The sequence below is a fragment of the Streptomyces sp. NPDC040405 genome (genome assembly GCF_055595765.1).
This window is the reverse complement of the sequence record NZ_JBVIVI010000011.1, coordinates 13,995-32,547: the sequence shown is the minus strand read 5'-3', so window position 1 is coordinate 32,547 and position 18,553 is coordinate 13,995. Positions and strand designations below refer to the sequence as shown.

The following is an 18,553-nucleotide window of genomic DNA, read 5'->3' as shown; positions in this document are numbered from 1 at the left end:
GGCTATCGGATCGATGGAAGCAGCCGTTCACCGCGCATTCACCACACGATCGGGGGAACGACCGCTTCCGCGCGCCGTCGATCATCATGGTGGATGGCGTGTCCCCTCGACAAACGGGCGCCGCGCTGACCAGTGGATAGGGTGCCGTCATGACGTGGCTGATCACAGGTGGTGCCGGATATATCGGGTCGCATGTCGTGCGGGCGATGGCGCAGGCGGGCGAGCGGGTGGCCGTACTCGACGACGTCTCCAGCGGCATCCCCGGGCGGCTGCCCGAGGACGTTCCGCTCGTGCGCGGCTCCACGCTGGACCGTGAGCTGCTGGACCGTACGTTCGCCGAGCTGGAGATCACCGGTGTGGTGCATCTGGCGGCGAAGAAGCAGGTCGGAGAGTCGGTCGAGCAGCCGCTGCGGTACTACCGGGAGAATGTGCACGGGCTCACCGTGCTGCTGGAGGCCGTGGCCGCCGCCGGGATCGAGAGCTTCCTCTTCTCCTCCTCCGCCGCCGTCTACGGCATGCCGGATGTGGAACTGGTCACCGAGGACACCCCGTGCGTGCCGATGAACCCGTACGGAGAGACCAAGCTCGCCGGAGAATGGCTGGTCAGGGCCGTGGGAGCGGCGCATTCGGTGTCGACGGCCTGTCTGCGCTACTTCAATGTGGCGGGTGCCACGCGACCCGAGCTGGCCGACACCGGGGTGTTCAACATCATCCCCATGATGTTCGAACGCCTCACAAACGGGGAGGCCCCGAGGATCTTCGGTGACGACTATCCGACCCCGGACGGCACCTGTATCCGCGACTACATCCACGTCGAGGACCTGGCCTCCGCCCACCTCGCCGTGGCCCGCAGGCTGGCCGCGCGGCCGGGCGCGGGCGATCTGACGGTGAACATCGGCACCGGTCAGGGCGTCTCGGTGCGCGAGATGGCCGACCTGATCGCCGAGGTCACCGGCCGCGCCGAGCCCGCCCCCGTCGTCGAGCCCCGCCGCCCGGGCGACCCGGCGCGGGTCGTCGGATCGACCGAACTGATCGCCAAGGAGCTGGGCTGGAGCGCCCGGCACGACGTGCGCGCGATGGTGGAGTCGGCCTGGGAGGGCTGGTGCCACCACCATCCGGAGGCGCGCCGGGCCTGACCGGGCCGCCCCCGCCGCGGCTGGACCGGACGGCGGTACGGCCTGCCCGGGGTGTGGCCCCCGCGTAGTTCACTGGGGACAGGGGCCGCCCCGGGCAGGAGGGCCGTACCGACATGGGCGCAGGTCATGACCACCGCACCGCGGGCGCCGGGCATCGGTGGCGGTTGCGGATCGCGCTGGTCATCACCGTCACCGTGATGGTCGTGGAGATCGTCGGCGGGCTGCTCGCCGATTCGCTCGCGCTGCTGGCGGACGCCGGGCACATGGCGACGGACGCGCTCGGGCTGGCCATGTCGCTGCTGGCGATCCACTTCGCGGGGCGCCCGCCCAGCCCGCGGCGTACGTATGGATACGCGCGGGCCGAGATCCTGGCGGCGCTGGCGAACTGTCTGCTGCTGTTCGGGGTCGGCGGCTACATCCTGTGCGAGGCGGTGCTGCGCTTCCTCCACCCGGCCGCCACCCAGGGCCGCCTGGTGATCGTCTTCGGCGCGGTCGGCCTGGCCGCGAACCTGGTGTCGCTCGCCCTGCTGCGGGGCGGACAGCGGGAGAGCCTGAACGTGCGGGGCGCGTTCCTGGAGGTGCTGGCGGACGCCCTGGGGTCGGTCGCGGTGCTGGTGTCGGCCGGGATCATCCTGGCCACGGGGTGGCAGGCGGCCGATCCGATCGCCTCGCTCGGGATCGCGCTCCTGATCGTGCCGCGTACGTACACCCTGCTCCGGGAGACGGTGAACGTCCTCCTGGAGGCGGCACCGCGGGATGTCGACATGGCCGCGGTACGCGCCCACATCCTCGCCCTGCCCGGCGTGCAGGGGCTGCACGATCTTCACGTATGGACGATCACCTCCGGGATGCCGGTGCTGTCCGCGCATGTGGTGGTCGGCCGTCCGGTGCTCGACGCGGTGAGTCATGAGCGGCTGCTGCACGATCTCCAGGGGTGTCTGGGGGAGCATTTCGACGTCGCACACTGCACGTTTCAGCTGGAACCGGGTGGACATGCTGATCACGAAGCTCGGCTGTGCCAGTGACACGTGCGTGGTGCGGCAGACTTGAGGGCCAATGTCAGAACTATGAGGACGGTCATGCCGATCACACCCGCAAGCGGCCCCTCCGCCGAGACCGCCGCCGCGTCCCCCGCGCCGGACGGCTCGAAGGAATCGATCATGCTCGAACTGGTCGATGAGGACGGCATCACGATCGGCACCGCGGAGAAGCTCTCGGCCCACCAGGCGCCCGGTCAACTGCACCGGGCGTTCTCCGTCTTCCTCTTCGACGGGCGGGGGCGGCTGCTGCTCCAGCGCCGCGCCCTGGTCAAGTACCACTCCCCCGGCGTCTGGTCGAACACCTGCTGCGGCCATCCGTACCCCGGTGAGCCGCCGTTCGTGGCCGCGGCGCGCCGCACCGGCGAGGAGCTGGGCATCGCGCCCGCGCTGCTCGGTGAGGCGGGCACCGTCCGCTACAACCACCCGGACCCGGCCTCGGGGCTGGTCGAGCAGGAGTACAACCACCTGTTCGTCGGGCTGCTGAAGGAGACGCCGCGGCCGGATCCGCAGGAGATCGGCGAGACCGCCTTCGTCACGCCCGACGAGCTGGCGAAGCTGCACGCCGAGGGCCCGTTCTCGGCCTGGTTCATGACCGTGCTGGACGCTGCCCGGCCGGCGATCCGGGAGCTGACGGGGGAGGCCGCAGGCTGGTGAGCGGCCCGCCGGGCACGGGGCCGGGTACGGGTCCGGTGACGGCGGGGAGCAGCGGCAGAGCGGCCCAGACCGCCTTGCCGCCGCTCGCCGTGTGATCGACGTCGTACCTGCCGCCGGACTCCTCCGCGATCGCCTGCACCAGCTGCAGTCCGCGGCCGCCGGTCCGCCCCTGGTCAGCCTCCAGCTCCAGGGGCCTGGGCCGGTACGGATGGTTGTCCTCGACGGAGACCCGCACCCAGCCCCGGCCGATCGACAGCTCGACGGCGATCTGCGGGGAGAGCAGCGCCGCGTGCCGCACCGCGTTGGTGACCAGCTCGGAGACGATCAGCAGCAGATTCGGCACCAGATCGCCGTGCCCGGACACCCCCTGATGGGCCAGCAGGTCGCGCACCGCGTGCCGGGCCTGCGGTACGGAGGAATCCAGGGCCGGAGCGGTGAACCGCCACGCCCCCTCCCCGACCGCCGGTCCGCGCGGCGGGGCGTGCCCCGTTTCGGAGGGGACTCTCCCGACGATCTCCATGCCCGACACCCACCCATCGCCACGGCTCGACCTCTCACGTCGAGTGTTGGGAATGGTCTGGTACGGACCGGCAGAGTGAGCACAACTCGACGCCGATCGACCCCTTTTGTTCGTTGGCGTATGCCAGAGTCACTCGCTCGACTGTTCCTGCCCGTCTGCATGACGTCCCCTGGTGACTATGGCTTGACCCCGGCCCGGTGCCCCGCCGGAGGGACCGGACCGCCCGGATACGATCCGCCGCATGGAGCCCTGCCTGCGGCACGACGTCACGGACGGCATAGCGACCGTCGTCATCCGCAATCCCGCCAAGCGCAACGCGCTGACCCCCGCCATGTGGCGCGCGCTGCCCCCGCTGCTCGACCGGCTCGCCGCCGACCCCGCCGTACGGGCCCTGGTGCTCACCGGGCACGGGGACACCTTCTGCGCGGGCGCCGACATCGGCTCGCTGAGCGCGACATACGAGCGGACGACGGGCCTCGCGCTGCCCGCCGAGGAGGCCCTCGCGGCCTTCCCCAAGCCCTCGCTCGCCGCGGTGCGCGGCTACTGCGTGGGCGGCGGCTGCCAGTTGGCGGCCGCCTGCGATCTGCGGTTCGCGGAGGAGGGCGCGCGCTTCGGGATCACCCCGGCCAAGCTCGGAATCGTCTACTCCGCCGACTCCACCCGGCGGCTGGTGGAGCTGATCGGACCGGCCGCCGCCAAGTATCTGCTGTTCTCCGGCGAGCTGATCGACACCGCGCGGGCGCTGCGCACCGGGCTGGTCGACGAGGTGCTGCCGCCCGGCGGGCTGGACAAGCGGGTCGCGGAGTTCGCGCGGGTGCTGGTGTCCCGGTCGCAGCTCACCCAGGCGGCGGCCAAGGAGTTCGCGGCCGGGCCCGCCGGTGCGGAGCGGATCGCGTACTGGCAGGAGCAGGCGCGGGTCAGCGGGGAGGCCGGGGAGGGCATCGCCGCCTTCCTGGAGCGCCGGGAGCCGCGCTTCGGATGGACGCCGCCGGGCCCCTGACCGCACCGGGCCGGACGCCTGACCGCACCGGGGCCGAGTTCCCGGACCCGGCTGTCAGCTTTTCCTACCAGCCGGTAGCGTGCGGCCCATGACCACTCTTCCCGAGCGCGCCGCACGGCGCTGCCACTCCGTCGTCAACCCGCTCCACTCCTCCGTCTACTTCGCCCCGGACTACGCCAGCGAGCTGGCGCAGCTGGGCCTGGAGGAGCGCGGCGCCGTCTACTTCGTGGGGCGTGCGGCGGCGTTCGGCCGGGTGGGCGCGGGGACCGTCACCGCGACGTTCTACAACTTCAAGCACGACCTGGTGGCCCGGCACATCCCGCGCGCCTGGGACGTGGTCTCCCCCGAGGCCGCCCTGGCGGCCCGGCTGCGGGCGGCCGACTCCGTGCTGCGGCGGCTGCTGGGGGACGACGCGCTGGCCTCCAAGGAGATGGCCGAGGCGGCCGAACTGGCGCTGCGCGCCACCGAGGCGTGTTCCCGCTCCGCGCGCCCCCTGTACGCCGCCCACGCCGACCTCCCCGTGCCCGAGGCCCCGCATCTGGCCCTGTGGCACGCCGCCACCCTGCTGCGCGAGCACCGCGGCGACACCCATCTGCTGACCCTCGTCGCCGCCGGTCTCGACGGGGTGGAGGCCATGGTCAGCCACGCGGCGACCGGCAAGGGCATGTCCCCGAAGTGGCTCCTGGCGACCCGTGGCTGGAGCGCCGAGGAGCTGGCCGCCGGACAGGACCGGCTGCGGACCCGCGGGCTGCTGGACGAGGCGGGCGAGCTGACACAGGCCGGTATCGACCTGCGCGAGTCCCTGGAGGACGAGACGGACCGCCTGGACGCCGCCCCGTACGAGCACCTGGGCGCGGCGGGGGTGGCCCGGCTGACGGAGCTGGCCGGGGCGTTCACGCAGCAGGCCATGGCGGCGGGCGCCTTCCCGGCGGACCTCCTCGGCAAGGGCTGACGCGCCGCCCCGGGGCCGGGGGCGGGTTTGCGCGGGGCGAGGCGGGATACCCGCCTGATAAGTGATCGGCCGCCCTTTCACCGGGCGCCCAACCGCGCGCCGCGCACGCCGGCGAGTGCCCGTGCTCCGCGTACGTGCGGCGCCCGGCGGCGGCTGCCGACCCGCTTGCGACCCGATGGGAGGTCTGAAGTGTTGCGTGCTATCGCCGATGTGCTCCGCGCCATCGGATCCGCCATCGCCACCGTGGTGACCCTTCCGTTCCGTGCCGTGGCCCGGCTGTTCGGCGGGGCCGCCGACACGGCGGGCGGCGCGCGCCGCCGCAGGCATATTTGAGCCCCGTACGTCCCGGGAGCCCTCCGAGGCCCGCCGAACACGTCGTCCGTGACCGCTTCGTCAGTGCCACCTGCCACAATGCAGATGCAGTGCATACCGAAAGCGGAGCGTGATCGTGACGACGTCCATCGAAGGCAGGATCGCCGAGGAACTCGGCGTACGGGAACGGCAGGTCAAGGCCGCCGTCGAGCTGCTCGACGGCGGCTCCACCGTGCCGTTCATCGCGCGCTACCGCAAGGAAGCGACGGAGATGCTCGACGATGCGCAGCTGCGCTCCTTGGAGGAGCGGCTGCGCTATCTGCGGGAGCTGGAGGAGCGGCGCGCCGCGATCCTCGAGTCGGTGCGGTCGCAGGGGAAGCTGGACGAGGCGCTGGAGGCGCAGATCCGCGCCGCCGACTCCAAGGCCCGGCTGGAGGACATCTACCTCCCGTACAAGCCGAAGCGCCGCACGAAGGCGCAGATCGCCCGCGAGGCCGGTCTCGAACCGCTCGCCGACGGGCTGCTCGGCGATCCGACCGTGGAGCCGACGGCGGCGGCCGCCGCGTTCGTGGACGCCGAGAAGGGCGTCGCGGATCCGGCCGCCGCGCTGGAGGGCGCGCGGGCCATCCTCACCGAGCGGTTCGGGGAGGACGCGGACCTCATCGGTGAGCTGCGCGAGCGCATGTGGTCGCGCGGCCGGGCCGCCACCAAGGTGCGGGAGGGCAAGGAGGAGGCGGGCGCCAAGTTCGCCGACTACTTCGACTTCGCCGAGCCCTTCACCGAGCTGCCCTCGCACCGGGTGCTGGCGATGTTCCGCGGTGAGAAGGAAGAGGTCCTGGACCTCTCCCTGGAGCCGGAGGAGCCCTCCGAGGACCCCGGCCCCACCTCGTACGAGCGGTCCATCGCGCACCGCTTCGGCATCGCCGACCGCGGGCGCCCGGCCGACAAGTGGCTGGCCGACACCGTGCGGTGGGCCTGGCGCACCCGCGTCCTGGTCCACCTCGGCATCGATCTGCGGCTGCGGCTGCGGCAGGCCGCCGAGGACGAGGCCGTGCGCGTCTTCGCCGCCAACCTCCGCGATCTGCTGCTCGCCGCCCCGGCGGGCACGCGCGCCACGATGGGTCTCGACCCCGGCTTCCGTACCGGCGTGAAGGTGGCCGTCGTCGACGCGACCGGCAAGGTGGCCGCGACCGACACGATCTATCCGCACGTCCCGCGGAACCAGTGGGACCAGTCGCTCGACCGGCTCGCCAAGCTGGCCCGCGAGCACGACGTCGAGCTGATCGCCATCGGCAACGGCACGGCCTCCCGGGAGACCGACAAGCTCGCGGGCGAGCTGTGCGGCAAGCATCCCGAGCTGAAGCTGACCAAGGTGATGGTCTCCGAGGCGGGCGCCTCCGTGTACTCCGCCTCCGCCTTCGCCTCCCAGGAGCTGCCGGACCTCGACGTCTCGCTGCGCGGTGCGGTGTCGATCGCGCGGCGGCTCCAGGACCCGCTGGCCGAGCTGGTCAAGATCGATCCGAAGTCGATCGGGGTCGGTCAGTATCAGCACGATCTGTCCGAGGTGAAGCTGTCGCGCTCGCTCGACGCGGTGGTCGAGGACTGTGTGAACGGCGTCGGGGTGGACGTCAACACCGCCTCCGCGCCCCTCCTCAGCAGGGTCTCGGGCATCGGCGCCGGGCTCGCGGAGAACATCGTCACCCACCGCGACTCCAACGGGCCCTTCCTCAGCCGCAAGGCCCTCAAGGACGTCGCCCGGCTCGGCCCCAAGGCGTACGAACAGTGCGCGGGCTTCCTCCGCATCCGTGGCGGCGACGACCCGCTGGACGCCTCCAGCGTGCACCCCGAGTCCTACCCCGTGGTGCGCCGCATGATCACCTCGACGGGTGGTGACGTGACCGCGCTCATCGGCAACACGTCCACGCTGCGCTCGCTCCGGCCGGACGACTTCGTGGACGACGCCTTCGGTCTGCCGACCGTCACCGACATCCTGAAGGAGCTGGAGAAGCCGGGCCGCGACCCGCGTCCCGCCTTCAAGACCGCGACCTTCAAGGACGGCGTCGAGAAGATCGGTGACCTGGCGTCCGGGATGATCCTGGAGGGCGTCGTCACGAACGTGGCCGCGTTCGGCGCGTTCGTGGATGTCGGGGTGCACCAGGATGGGCTGGTGCACGTCTCCGCGATGTCCAAGACGTTCGTCAAGGACCCGCGGGATGTGGTGAAGCCGGGCGACATCGTGCGGGTGAAGGTCCTGGACGTGGACATTCCGCGGAAGCGGATCTCGCTGACGCTGCGGCTCGACGACGAGGCCGGTGCCGGTGGGGGCGGCGGCCGTGAGCGCGGTGACCGGGGCGACCGCGCGGGCGGTGACCGCGGCGGACGGCGCGGCGCGCCCCAGCAGCGCCAGGGCGGCGGCGGGCGTGGCCCGCGCGGCGGCCAGCGTGGTGGGGGCGGCGGAGGCGGCGGGCGTGCTGCGGCTCCTGCCAACGACGCGATGGCGGATGCGCTGCGGCGGGCCGGGCTGGTGGACCCGAAGCGGCGGTAGCCGTGTGGGGGGCGGGGTGGGTTTTTCCCCACCCCGCCCCTTCCCGAACCGGGGCGCTGCCCCGGGCCCCGGTCCTCAATCGCGGATCAGGCTTCGGTTACCTGGCCTTCGGATACGTGGCCTTCGGATACGTGGAGGCGGCGGGTGGTGTGGACCGCTTCCAGCATGCGGCGGTCGTGGGTGACCAGGAGCAGCGTGCCCTGGTAGGAGGCCAGCGCGGACTCCAGTTGCTCGATCGCGGTCAGATCCAGATGGTTCGTGGGCTCGTCCAGAACCAGCAGGTTGACGCCTCGGGCCTGGAGCAGGGCCAGCGCCGCGCGGGTGCGCTCGCCCGGGGAGAGCGTGGACGCGGGGCGCAGCACATGGGCGGCCTTGAGGCCGAATTTCGCCAGCAGGGTCCGTACGTCCGCGGGCACCAGCTCCGGCGTCGCCGCGCCGAAGGCGTCCAGCAGTGACTCGCTGCCGAAGAACAGCGCGCGGGCCTGGTCGACCTCGCCCACCACCACCCCCGGCCCGAGTGACGCATGGCCCTCGTCCAGCGGGAGGCGGCCCAGGAGGGCGGCCAGCAGGGTGGACTTTCCGGAGCCGTTCGCGCCCGTCACCGCGATCCGGTCGGCCCAGTCGATCTGCAGGTCGGCCGGGCCGAAGTGGAAGTCGCCGCGCTGTACCTCGGCCCCGCGCAGGGTCGCCACCACCGCGCCCGAGCGCGGTGCCGCGGCGATCTCCATCCGCAGTTCCCACTCCTTGCGCGGCTCCTCGACCGTCTCCATCCGCTCGATCAGCCGATCGGTCTGGCGCGCCTTGGCGGCCTGCTTCTCGGTGGCCTCGACGCGGGCGTTCCGCCCGATCTTGTCGCCGTCGGGGGCCTTGCGGCGGGCGTTCTTGACGCCCTTTTCCATCCAGGCGCGCTGGGTGCGGGCCCGGGCCTCCAGCGTGGCGCGGGTGTCCGCGTACTCCTCGTAGCGTTCGCGCGCGTGGCGCCGGGCGGTCTCCCGCTCTTCCAGGTAGGCGGTGTAGCCGCCGCCGAAGAGGTTCACCTGCTGCTGGGCCAGGTCGAGTTCGAGGACCTTGTCGACGGTACGGGCCAGGAATTCGCGGTCGTGGCTGACGAGCACCGTACCGGCGCGCAGGCCGCCGACGAACGTTTCGAGGCGCTGGAGCCCGTCGAGGTCGAGGTCGTTCGTCGGCTCGTCGAGCAGGAAGACGTCGTACCGGCTGAGCAGCAGCGAGGCGAGGCCGGCGCGGGCCGCCTGGCCGCCGGAGAGGGCGGTCATGGGGTGGTCGAGCGAGATGTCGAGCCCGAGGGAGGCGGCGACCTCGTCGGCGCGTTCGTCGAGGTCGGCGGCGCCGAGCGAGAGCCAGCGCTCCAGGGCTACGGAGTACGCGTCGTCCGCGCCGGGCGCGCCGTCGGCGAGCGCCTGGGTGGTGGCGTCGAGGTCGGCCTGGGCGGCGGCCACGCCGGTACGGCGGGCCAGAAACGCCCGCACGGTCTCCCCCGCCCGCCGCTCGGGCTCCTGCGGAAGGTGGCCCACCGTGGCGTGCGGCGGGCTGATCCGGATGGCCCCCTGCTCGGGGTCGGTGAGCCCGGCGAGCAGCCGCAGCAGGGTCGACTTCCCTGCTCCGTTGACCCCGACGAGGCCGATGACCTCGCCCGGGGCGACGACGAGGTCGAGCCCGGAGAAGAGGGGGCGGTCACCGTGTCCGGCGGCCAGGTCCTTGGCGACGAGAGTGGCAGTCATCAGACGCCCGATCCTAGCCGCCCCCCCCCCGCGGCCACGGACTCGGCGTGGCCCCCGCGCACGCCGGGCGGTACGCGGGGGCGGCGTGGGCTACGACGCGGGGCGGCGCCTCGCCGCAGGGGCCGCCCAGAGGACGGGCCACCGCCGGGCAGCACGGCCTTGGCCGCGCCAACTCCCTACGGCGCTACCGCTGCCGCCGCCCACACCACATCCGGCGGACGCAACCCGACGAGACGGGGGCGGGGCGGCCGGGACGCCTCGCCGCAGGGACCGCCCAGGCGACGGGCCACCGCTGGGCAGCCTGGCCCCGGCGACGCCAACCCCCAACAGCGCTACCGCTGCCATCACCCCCGCCACATCCGGCGGAGGCCGCGCGACGGGACGGGGGCGGGGCGATGCGCCTTACGCGGGGCGCCCGGCGGACCGGTGCCGGGGCGCCGTCGAACGTCCCGTCCGGGGGCGGGGCGGCAGGGGTCAGGGCGGGCCTAGGTCGGCAGGGGGGTCGTCAGGACCGTTTCCGTTGTGCGGGCCACGAGGTAGGACTCGCCGCGGGCTGCCTTGGGGGGCAGGGGGAGGCGGTGGAGGCCGGGGGGCAGGGGGGTGTCGTGGAGGTCGTGGGTGTGGGGGCGGGAGAGGCGGTCCAGGCGGTGGGCGGCCAGGCGGACGCGGCACTCGGAGGCGACCTCGACGAGCGCTTCGCCGTTCCGCGCGGCGAGGCGGACGAGGCGGCGGCGGTCCTGGGGGGTGGGGTCCAGGGCCTGGGTGACCTGGGCGACGAGCAGGGGGACGATGGGGGCGAGGCCGGTGATGAAGACGGCGTCGGAGCGGGCCTTGGCGAAGGCATCCCGGACGGCGTCGCGCTCGTCCTGACGGCTCGTCCGGCCGAAGAACACCACACCGTAGCGGCGGAGTTCGGCCGCGTGGGCGCCCACCGCGTCGAGGGTGATCTCGGCGCCAATGCCGGTGCGCCGCAGGGCGGCGGCGAGCTTGGCGAGGAGGGCGGCGCGGCGGCCGATGAGGAGGACGCGGCGGTGCGCGGAGAGGTCGTGGGCGTCGGGGTCACGCAGCAGCCGGTTCAGTTCGGCGCGGTACTGGTCGCCGTGGAAGCGGTAGGGGCCGATGCCGTGGTAGCCGTCGAGTTCGGGGGCGGGGGTCCGGTCGGTCTGCCAGCGGAAGTCCCGCCAGACGATGTCGGGCCCGTCCCGTTCGATGACGGCGGTGACCGCGCCGCACGCGAGCCCTTCGCATTCGGGGCAGCCGTAGAGGACGTACCGTCCGCCGTCGAGCGGCGGGCCGGTCTCCAGCAGGAGTCGGCGGACCTGCTCGGCGAAGACGGTGGGGCCGAGGTCGGAGGCGAGCGGGGAGACGGCGTCGAGGTCGGCGAGGCGCGGCAGGAGGGGTCTGCCGTTCACCTCGAAGTCCAGGAAATCGCGGTGCATTTGGTACGCGCCATCGGACAGGACGCCGCCGGCACGCATGGCCGGTACCAGCCCGAAGGTGGCGTACTCGGAGGTCATGCCCCAAGTATTCCCACATCGGGGCAGCGTCACCGCGACGCGCCTATAACGGGAGGAAACCGGAGTGCGCAGGGGTGACAGGGGGGCAGAGCCGCCTCTCGCCGGAGCCCCGGGCCGGGGCGCGGGGCGCGTCGGCAGGGGTCCGGCGAGAGGGCGTCGTCGCACCGTCGTGTGGTGTCGGTGTCGACGGGCCCGTAGGGCGGCGGTGGACCGGGGTCAGCGGTTTTCGTTCGCCCCGACCCGGTCCTCGGCGGTCGAGGAGTCCGAGGAGGGCTCGGCCTCGCCCGTACCGGCGGCACCGTCGATGTTCTCGGCGGGAGCGGCCGGGCCGATCCGGATCTCGAAGTCGCCGTCGTACTTCTCGTGTCCGGCGATGACGGCCATCTCGACCGCTTCCTCGCCCTTCTCGCCCCGCACGATCAGCGGGTCGCGGCGCAGGTCCTTCAGCAGGGCCCAACACAGGCCGACCATCACCAGGGTGAAGGGTGCGGCCACCAGGATCGTCAGGTTCTGCAACCCGGTGAGCGCGTCGTCACCGCCGCCGCCCACGAGCAGCATGACGGCCGCGACGGCACCCGTGACCACGCCCCAGAAGATGACGACGAAGCGGCTCGGCTCGAAGGAGCCCTTCTGCGAGAGGGTGCCCATCACGATCGAGGCGGCGTCCGCGCCGGAGACGAAGAAGATGCCGACGAGGATCATCACGATGACGCTCATGACGCTCGCGATCGGGTACTGCTCGAGCACGCCGAACAGCTGGCCCTCGGGGGTCGTCTCCTTGCTCAGCTTGCCCGCGGCCTGGAGCTTCATGGACGAGCCGCCGAAGATCGCGAACCAGATCAGGCTGACGGTGCTCGGCACCAGGATCACACCGCCGACGAACTGGCGGATGGTGCGGCCGCGGCTGATCCGCGCGATGAACATGCCGACGAACGGCGTCCAGGAGATCCACCAGGCCCAGTAGAAGACCGTCCAGTCGCTGAGCCAGGTCGCGACGGTCTGGCCGCCGGTGGCCTCGGTGCGGCCGACCAGCTGCGGCAGGTCACCGATGTAGCTGCCGATGGAGGTGGGCAGCAGGTCGAGGATGATGATCGTGGGACCGGCCACGAAGACGAACACGGCCAGGAACAGCGCCAGCACCATGTTGATGTTGGACAGCCACTGGATGCCCTTGGCGACACCCGACACGGCGGAGGCGATGAACGCGACCGTCAGGATGGCGATCACGGCGACCAGCAGCCCGGTCCCGACGTTGCTCTTCCAGCCGAGCACCTCGATGCCACTGCCGATCTGCAGCGCGCCGAGCCCCAGGGAGGCGGCGGAGCCGAAGAGGGTGGCGAAGATCGCGAGGATGTCGATGACGCGGCCGCCCGCGCCGTTGGCGTGCCTGCTGCCGATCAGCGGGGTGAAGACGGCGCTGATGGTCTGGCGGCGGCCACGGCGGAAGGTGCTGTACGCGATGGCGAGGCCGACGACCGCGTAGATCGCCCACGGGTGGAGCGTCCAGTGGAACAGCGTCGTGGACATGGCGATCTGCATCTTCTCGGCCGAGGTTCCGGGGTCGGTCCCGGGCGGCGGGGTGATGAAGTGCGCCAGCGGCTCACTCACGCCGTAGAACATCAAGCCGATGCCCATGCCCGCGCTGAACATCATCGCGACCCATGAGACGGTCTTGAACTCGGGCTCCTCGCCTTCCTTCCCGAGCGTGATCTTGCCGTAGCGGCTCATCGCCAGCCACAGCGCGAAAATCACAAAGCCGGTGGCGGCGAGGATGAACGCCCAGCCGCCGTTGTGTATCAGCCCGGACAGCAGGCTGTCCGAGACGCTCTCCAGCGCGCCGGTGAACAGGGATCCCCAGATCACGAACGCGAGGGTGAGTCCGGCGGATACGCCGAAGACGATGCGATCGGTCTGGGGAGCCGGTGTCGGGTCGGGACTGCCGGGAAGGTCTGCCGTGACCGGAGGGTCGTTTCTTACGTCCCCCGTGTCCTTCTGTGACTCCGTCACGCATGAACCTTTCAATGGGTTTACTGGGTCGACGTTGCGGCTACCCAGTAGTCGGATACGTATGTCAGCACGACACCCGTCGTGTCAGCACGTGTTCACGGGCTGACCTGCGGTGAGGTGATACGCCGCGCGGCCGTCGAGCAGCAGCGGGACGAGCGCCCGCAGCGACTGCCGCAGCGGTACGAGAACGTCGCCTCCGGCGCCGTGGAGCACCCGGGTCCGTATGCCGTGCAGGGCCAGCTCATCCCGTACGTCGGCGTACTGCGCGGCGTCCAACCGGTAGCCGCACGGCGGGTCTTGGAGGACATCGCCCTCCCCGGCCGGGTCGTTGTCCGCGCCGCCGAGGTACACCGGGCCCCGGTCCGCGTAGCCGGACAGCCGGGCCGCGGTCGTGGCGGCCTCGATCCGCGGGCGCCGCTCCTTCACGAAGTCGAACGCGCCGCCCAGCGCGGCGAGTTGGGAGCCCACCCGGCGCTTGTTGTTGACGGCGGGGTCGGCCTTCTCGGCGTCGGTGAGCGGGTCGACACGGGTCTCGACGAGCAGTCCGAGGCTGTTCTTGGCCCCGGCGGTGTTCCGCAGGATGCGCTCCTGGCCATCGCCCGCCACCTGTTTGACCGGTTCGCCGGTTTCGGGGTCGGTCCAGATGCCGTAGACGCCGGTGGAGAAGCCCGCGGCCTCGGCGTGCGGGCGGACGTAGGCGTCGGACAGAGTGCGCGCCTCGCGGTGTACGGGGGCCGCGGTGTTGAGGTTGCGCGGCCACAGGGCCAGCAGGTCCTTCGTGTAGTACGGGACGGTGGCCCCGTACTCGTGCAGGTCGTACACGGTGTCCGGGCGCCAGTCGCGGATGACGCGGGTCATGGCGCGGGACTCGGCGGTGGTGAGCGCGAGGTGGTCGCGGTTGATGTCCGTGCCCGCGGAGTTGCCGCGGGTGTCGGCGGCCCGGCCGTCGGGGTTGGCGGTGGGCACGACGAGGACGTTCGTACGCGCCAGGAAGCGGCGGGTCCCCGCGTCCCTGGCGTAGGCGAGGTCGCGGATGGTGGTCAGGCAGGCTTCGCGGCCCGACGGCTCGTCACCGTGCTGGGAGCAGATGAGCAGCAGGGAGTTGCCGCGGGCAGCCCGGGCGGCGTCGGCGGGCGCCGCGGGGGCACCGATCCGCACCAGGTTGAGGGGGCGTCCCTGGGCGGTGGTGCCGATGGTGTCCACGGCGACGCGCGCACTGGCCTTGTCGACGGCCGCGAGGAAGTCCGCCTCCTCGCCCTGCGTCGTCCAGCGGGCGCCCTGGCTGACCTCGAACCCGGTACGCGGCGTTGCCGGTGCGGCGCGTGCGGGCGCGGTGAGGAACGATCCGGTGAGCAGCGCGCCGACGGCGCCGCAGGTGACGGCGGTGCGGATGAGGGGCGCGGGTGAGAACACGGTGCGGGCCTCCTGTGGTGAGGGGGTGGGGTGGCCGGTGAGGCGCCCGGGTGGGGCGCCTCACCGGATACGGGACGGGTCAGCGAAGGGGAAGCGGCGCGTCGAGGTGCGGGGTGCGGATGCCACGTCGCAGCGGATCGCGGGCCGCCTCGGGCGCGGCGCCGTCGGCCTTGAGGGCACCGGTCAGCGGGAGGCGGGCCGAGGTGCGGCTCAGGTCGAGGGTCAACCGGGGTGTGGTGGTGGGCGGTTCGAGGAGTCCGGCGTCCGTACCGGCGATGATCAGGCCCAGCCGGTGGCCCGCCGGGACCACATGGTCGGTGGCGGCCAGGTCGAGGGTGAGGGTGTACGGCTTGCCGGGGGTCAGCGGGCGGCCCTTGCGGGCGTCGGCGTGGTGGCCGAGGTCGGCCCAGCCGCGGCTGAAGACGGTGTAGTCGACCGGCTTCGTGTCGGCCGCGGTCACCTTGAAGCAGCCGCTGTCGCCCGCCGTGCCGCTCCCCCAGCAGGTGCGGTCGTCGAGAGTGACGATGCCTTCGCCGTCCCCGCCGTAGTCGCGGATGGTGTCGGGGCCGAGGTCGACCAGGACCGCGGAGAGATGGGCGCTGGTGGTGGAGGGGGTGGCGGTGACGGTCACGGTGCCGGAGCCGGACAGCCTCAGGTCCCGGGTCAGCGGCGGTGTGCTGAAGCCCGCCTTGGCCGCGGTCGGCCGGTCGATGTCCGCGGCCCAGTCGGTCTCGCTCAGCCGGGGGTCGTCGGTGAAGGCCGCGGTGGCGCCGGGCCTGGCCCGCTGGGTGCCGAGCTTGCCCACTCCGGGAGTCGCTCCGGGGGCGGGGCGCAGGGTGGTCTGCCGCGTACCGGACGGGGGCCAGACGCGGTCGGTGGTCCACTGGTCGGGGGCGCGTTCGACGGCGGCCATCGGTTCGCGCTCGATACCGTTGTCGATGCCGAGGAGGTAGTGGTCGAACCAGCGGTGCAGCGTGCTGACCCAGGCGCCGCGCCGGAAGTCGAACGGGTCGACGTGTCCGGTCTGCGACAGCCAGATCTTGCGTTCCACGCCCGCGTCGGCGAGCGCGTTCCACCACTGGCCGAGGTGCTTGGTGCGGACATTGAGGTCCTGCATGCCGTGGACGGCGAAGACGCTGGCGCGCACCTTGTCCGCGTCGGGAACGTAGTCGCGGGCGCTCCACAGACCGGTCCAGTCGCCGGTGCGCGGGGCGCCGTCGACGAGACGTTTCTGTACGGCGGCGCAGCGCCCGTGCGCGGCGTCGCTCTCGACGGTGTGGGCCAGCCCGTCGGGGCCGGAGCCGAAGAGGGCGGCGCCCTTGGCGAAGTAGTAGTCGTACCAGGAGGAGATGGCGCCGATGGGCACGATGGTCTTCAGGCCCTTGACGCCGGTGGCGGCGACGCCGTTGGCGATGGTGCCGTCGTAGCTCTTGCCGATCATGCCGGTGCGGCCGTTGGACCAGGACGCCGTGACGGGCGTGCCTCCGGACGCGGCGCTGTATCCGGTGGCGCGGCCGTTGAGCCAGTCGACGACGGCCTTGGCGGACTGGATGTCGGAGCGGCCGCCGACGTCCACGCAGCCGTCGGAGCGGTTGGTTCCGGCGAGGTCGACGAGGACGGTGGCATAGCCGCGCGGGACGAAGTAGTTGTCGTAGAACAGCGGGAACAGGACGGGCTTGCCGGCCGCGTCGTAGGTCTTGGTCTGGCTCTCGTTGCCGCGTCCGCAGCAGGAGTAGTACGGACTGGCGTCCATGATCACGGGAATCTTGCGGCCCTGCCGGGCGGGTTCGCGCGGGCGCACGATGTCGACGGCGACCCGGTCGGTGTGGCCGTCCGCGTCGCCGTCGAGCTTGGTGTCCACCCAGACGGATTCGCGGATGGCGTCCTGGTAGGAGTACACGGGTCTGCTCTCCCGGACCGCGGCCGCGTGGGCCGGTGAGGTGCCGAGGGGAGACAGGGGTAAGAGGGTGGCGGCCACCAGTGCGGTGACCGCCGGGACGAGGTGCCTGGCCCAGTGGATGCGGGGTTTCCGCCTACGTAGCAGCACGGCCGGACGGTAGCGCGAGTGAACTCCTGTGCAGAAGAGGGCGGACGGCGGGGCGGGGCTCTTGTGGCGGCTGGATGTCGATTGCATGTCAGATAACGGATGGACGGGAAGTGCGCACAGGGAGTACATAGAGTCGCGAGTGATCGTTCTCCCCTACGAGTTGGAGGACTCGTGCGTCACCACAGACTCATCGTCCCGAGCGCGGCCGCGGCCTGCCTGCTGCTGGCGATCCCGGCCTCGGCGGCCGAACCGGCGCCCGGCGCGCCCGGCATCGGGGACTCCTACTACCCCTCGTACGGCAACGGCGGATACGACGTCTCCCACTACGACCTGCGGCTGAAGTACCAGCCGAAGACGGACCGGCTGGAGGGCACGGCGACCCTCGTCGCCACCGCCAAGCAGGATCTGTCCCGCTTCAACCTCGACTTCGCGCTCGATGTGCGCGAGGTGCTGGTGGGCGGGAAGAAGGCGGCGTTCACGAAGACCGGCGACCACGAGCTGGAGATCACCCCCGCCGCCGGGCTCGACTCCGGCCGCCCGTTCACCGTCGTGGTGCGCTACAGCGGTACGCCGTCGAAGGTGGAGGCGGGCGGCTTCACCAGCTGGCAGCGGACGCCGGACGGCGGGGTCGCGGCCAATGAGCCGGAGTCGGCGTGGTGGTGGTTCCCGAGCAACGACCATCCGCTGGACAAGGCCACGTACGACGTCTCGGTCGCGGTGCCGGACGGTACGCAGGCCATCAGCAACGGCATCCTGGCCTCCAGCAGCTCGCAGCTGGGCTGGACCCGCTACAACTGGCGCTCCGCCAAGCCCCAGGCCACCTATCTGGCCACGCTCGCGGTCGGCAAGTTCGACATCACGACGGACACCACCGCGAACGGGCTGCCCGTCCTCAACGCCTACAGCAAGGACCTCGGCGAGAACGCGGGCGCGGCGCGGGCCAGCGTCGAGCGGACGGGCGAGATCGCCGACTGGGAGTCCACGGTCTTCGGCCCGTACCCCTTCGAGGCGCTGGGCGGCTATGTGCCGAACGTGTCCGCCGGATTCGCCCTGGAGACCCAGACCCGGCCCTTCTACGGCCCGAAGAAGTTCGCCAAGGGCTCGAACGTGTCGGTGGTCGTGCACGAGCTGGCGCACCAGTGGTTCGGCGACAGCGTCTCGCTGAAGGACTGGCGGGACATCTGGATCAACGAGGGCTTCGCGAGCTACGCGCAGTGGCTGTGGTCGGAGAAGGAGGGCGAGGGCACGGCGCAGGAGCTGGCGGACTACACGTACGCCTCCTACCCGGCCGACGACCCGTTCTGGAAGGTCGAGCCGGGCGACCCGGGTGCGGCGAACCAGTTCCACGAGGCGGTGTACGACCGGGGCGCGCTGGCCCTTCAGGCGCTGCGGAACCGCGTCGGCGACAAGTCCTTCTTCGCGATCCTGAAGGGCTGGACGGCGAAGAACCAGTACGGCAACGCCTCCGTGAAGGACTTCGTGGCCTACGCCGAGAAGGTGTCTGGGAAGCCCCTCGCGGCGTTCTTCGACACCTGGCTGTTCACCCCGTCGAAGCCCGGGGCGACGCAGGCGCGGACGGCGGAGCTGAGCCCGGCGAAGGCGCCGGAGCGGCCGAAGTCCTGGCAGAAGATCCAGGCGGCACACTCCGAGCGGTGACCTTCCTACGAAACG

The 18,553-nt window shown here is 72.1% G+C and carries 14 protein-coding genes; 8 read left to right on the top strand and 6 right to left on the bottom strand.

What is annotated here, in order from left to right:
• The first annotated feature begins 149 nt into the window (after positions 1 to 149).
• The 3 genes from galE (at position 150) to idi (ending at position 2,830) form a co-directional block, all read left to right on the top strand.
• A complete protein-coding gene (gene galE / locus ACZ59A_RS34815) occupies positions 150 to 1,136 on the top strand; it encodes a UDP-glucose 4-epimerase GalE (protein WP_470967180.1) in 987 nt (328 codons plus the stop codon).
• A 113-nt stretch (positions 1,137 to 1,249) separates the two neighbouring features.
• The gene (locus tag ACZ59A_RS34810) at positions 1,250 to 2,161 is read left to right on the top strand and encodes a cation diffusion facilitator family transporter (RefSeq protein WP_468046239.1); all 912 of its coding nucleotides are present in this window, start codon (positions 1,250 to 1,252) and stop codon (positions 2,159 to 2,161) included.
• Between the two features lie 54 nt (positions 2,162 to 2,215).
• Positions 2,216 to 2,830: an isopentenyl-diphosphate Delta-isomerase gene (gene idi, locus ACZ59A_RS34805; RefSeq protein ID WP_470967176.1), complete on the top strand. Its 615-nt coding sequence runs from the start codon at positions 2,216 to 2,218 to the stop codon at positions 2,828 to 2,830.
• Here the strand turns inward: idi and ACZ59A_RS34800 are convergent.
• A complete protein-coding gene (locus ACZ59A_RS34800; protein WP_470967173.1) occupies positions 2,763 to 3,350 on the bottom strand; it encodes an ATP-binding protein in 588 nt (195 codons plus the stop codon). The two genes, idi and ACZ59A_RS34800, sit on opposite strands and share 68 nt — an antisense overlap.
• 241 nt (positions 3,351 to 3,591) lie before the next feature.
• On the opposite strand from ACZ59A_RS34800, the gene ACZ59A_RS34795 reads away from it, so the two are divergent.
• The 4 genes from ACZ59A_RS34795 to ACZ59A_RS34780 all read left to right on the top strand — a co-directional run bounded on the left by ACZ59A_RS34795 (position 3,592) and on the right by ACZ59A_RS34780 (position 8,159).
• Positions 3,592 to 4,350 (top strand): enoyl-CoA hydratase/isomerase family protein, encoded by a 759-nt coding sequence (locus tag ACZ59A_RS34795; RefSeq protein ID WP_470967170.1) that lies wholly within the window; start codon positions 3,592 to 3,594, stop codon positions 4,348 to 4,350.
• An 88-nt stretch (positions 4,351 to 4,438) separates the two neighbouring features.
• A complete protein-coding gene (locus ACZ59A_RS34790; protein ID WP_470967168.1) occupies positions 4,439 to 5,302 on the top strand; it encodes an SCO6745 family protein in 864 nt (287 codons plus the stop codon).
• Positions 5,303 to 5,491: 189 nt separating this feature from the next.
• Positions 5,492 to 5,635 (top strand): LPFR motif small protein, encoded by a 144-nt coding sequence (locus ACZ59A_RS34785; protein WP_468046232.1) that lies wholly within the window; start codon positions 5,492 to 5,494, stop codon positions 5,633 to 5,635.
• 115 nt (positions 5,636 to 5,750) lie between these two features.
• Entirely contained in the window at positions 5,751 to 8,159 is a 2,409-nt protein-coding gene (locus ACZ59A_RS34780; protein ID WP_470967165.1) for a Tex family protein, read from the top strand.
• Positions 8,160 to 8,245: 86 nt separating this feature from the next.
• On the opposite strand, the gene ACZ59A_RS34775 is transcribed toward ACZ59A_RS34780, so the two are convergent.
• The 5 genes from ACZ59A_RS34775 to ACZ59A_RS34755 all read right to left on the bottom strand — a co-directional run bounded on the left by ACZ59A_RS34775 (position 8,246) and on the right by ACZ59A_RS34755 (position 16,882).
• On the bottom strand, positions 8,246 to 9,898 hold the full coding sequence (locus tag ACZ59A_RS34775) for an ABC-F family ATP-binding cassette domain-containing protein (protein WP_470967163.1): 1,653 nt from the start codon (positions 9,896 to 9,898) through the stop codon (positions 8,246 to 8,248).
• Between the two features lie 485 nt (positions 9,899 to 10,383).
• Positions 10,384 to 11,415 carry an oxidoreductase gene (locus tag ACZ59A_RS34770; protein WP_470967161.1) on the bottom strand — a complete coding sequence of 344 codons (1,032 nt, stop codon included), beginning with the start codon at positions 11,413 to 11,415 and terminating at the stop codon, positions 10,384 to 10,386.
• Positions 11,416 to 11,631: 216 nt separating this feature from the next.
• Positions 11,632 to 13,422: a BCCT family transporter gene (locus ACZ59A_RS34765; RefSeq protein ID WP_470967158.1), complete on the bottom strand. Its 1,791-nt coding sequence runs from the start codon at positions 13,420 to 13,422 to the stop codon at positions 11,632 to 11,634.
• An 84-nt stretch (positions 13,423 to 13,506) separates the two neighbouring features.
• Entirely contained in the window at positions 13,507 to 14,835 is a 1,329-nt protein-coding gene (locus ACZ59A_RS34760) for a M14 family metallopeptidase (protein WP_470967156.1), read from the bottom strand.
• Between the two features lie 79 nt (positions 14,836 to 14,914).
• Entirely contained in the window at positions 14,915 to 16,882 is a 1,968-nt protein-coding gene (locus ACZ59A_RS34755; RefSeq protein ID WP_470967153.1) for a Xaa-Pro dipeptidyl-peptidase, read from the bottom strand.
• A 171-nt stretch (positions 16,883 to 17,053) separates the two neighbouring features.
• Between ACZ59A_RS34755 and ACZ59A_RS34750 the strand changes: the two genes are divergently transcribed.
• Positions 17,054 to 18,538, top strand: a complete 1,485-nt coding sequence (locus tag ACZ59A_RS34750) for a M1 family metallopeptidase (RefSeq protein WP_470967150.1) — start codon at positions 17,054 to 17,056, stop codon at positions 18,536 to 18,538.
• The last annotated feature ends 15 nt before the right edge of the window (positions 18,539 to 18,553 follow it).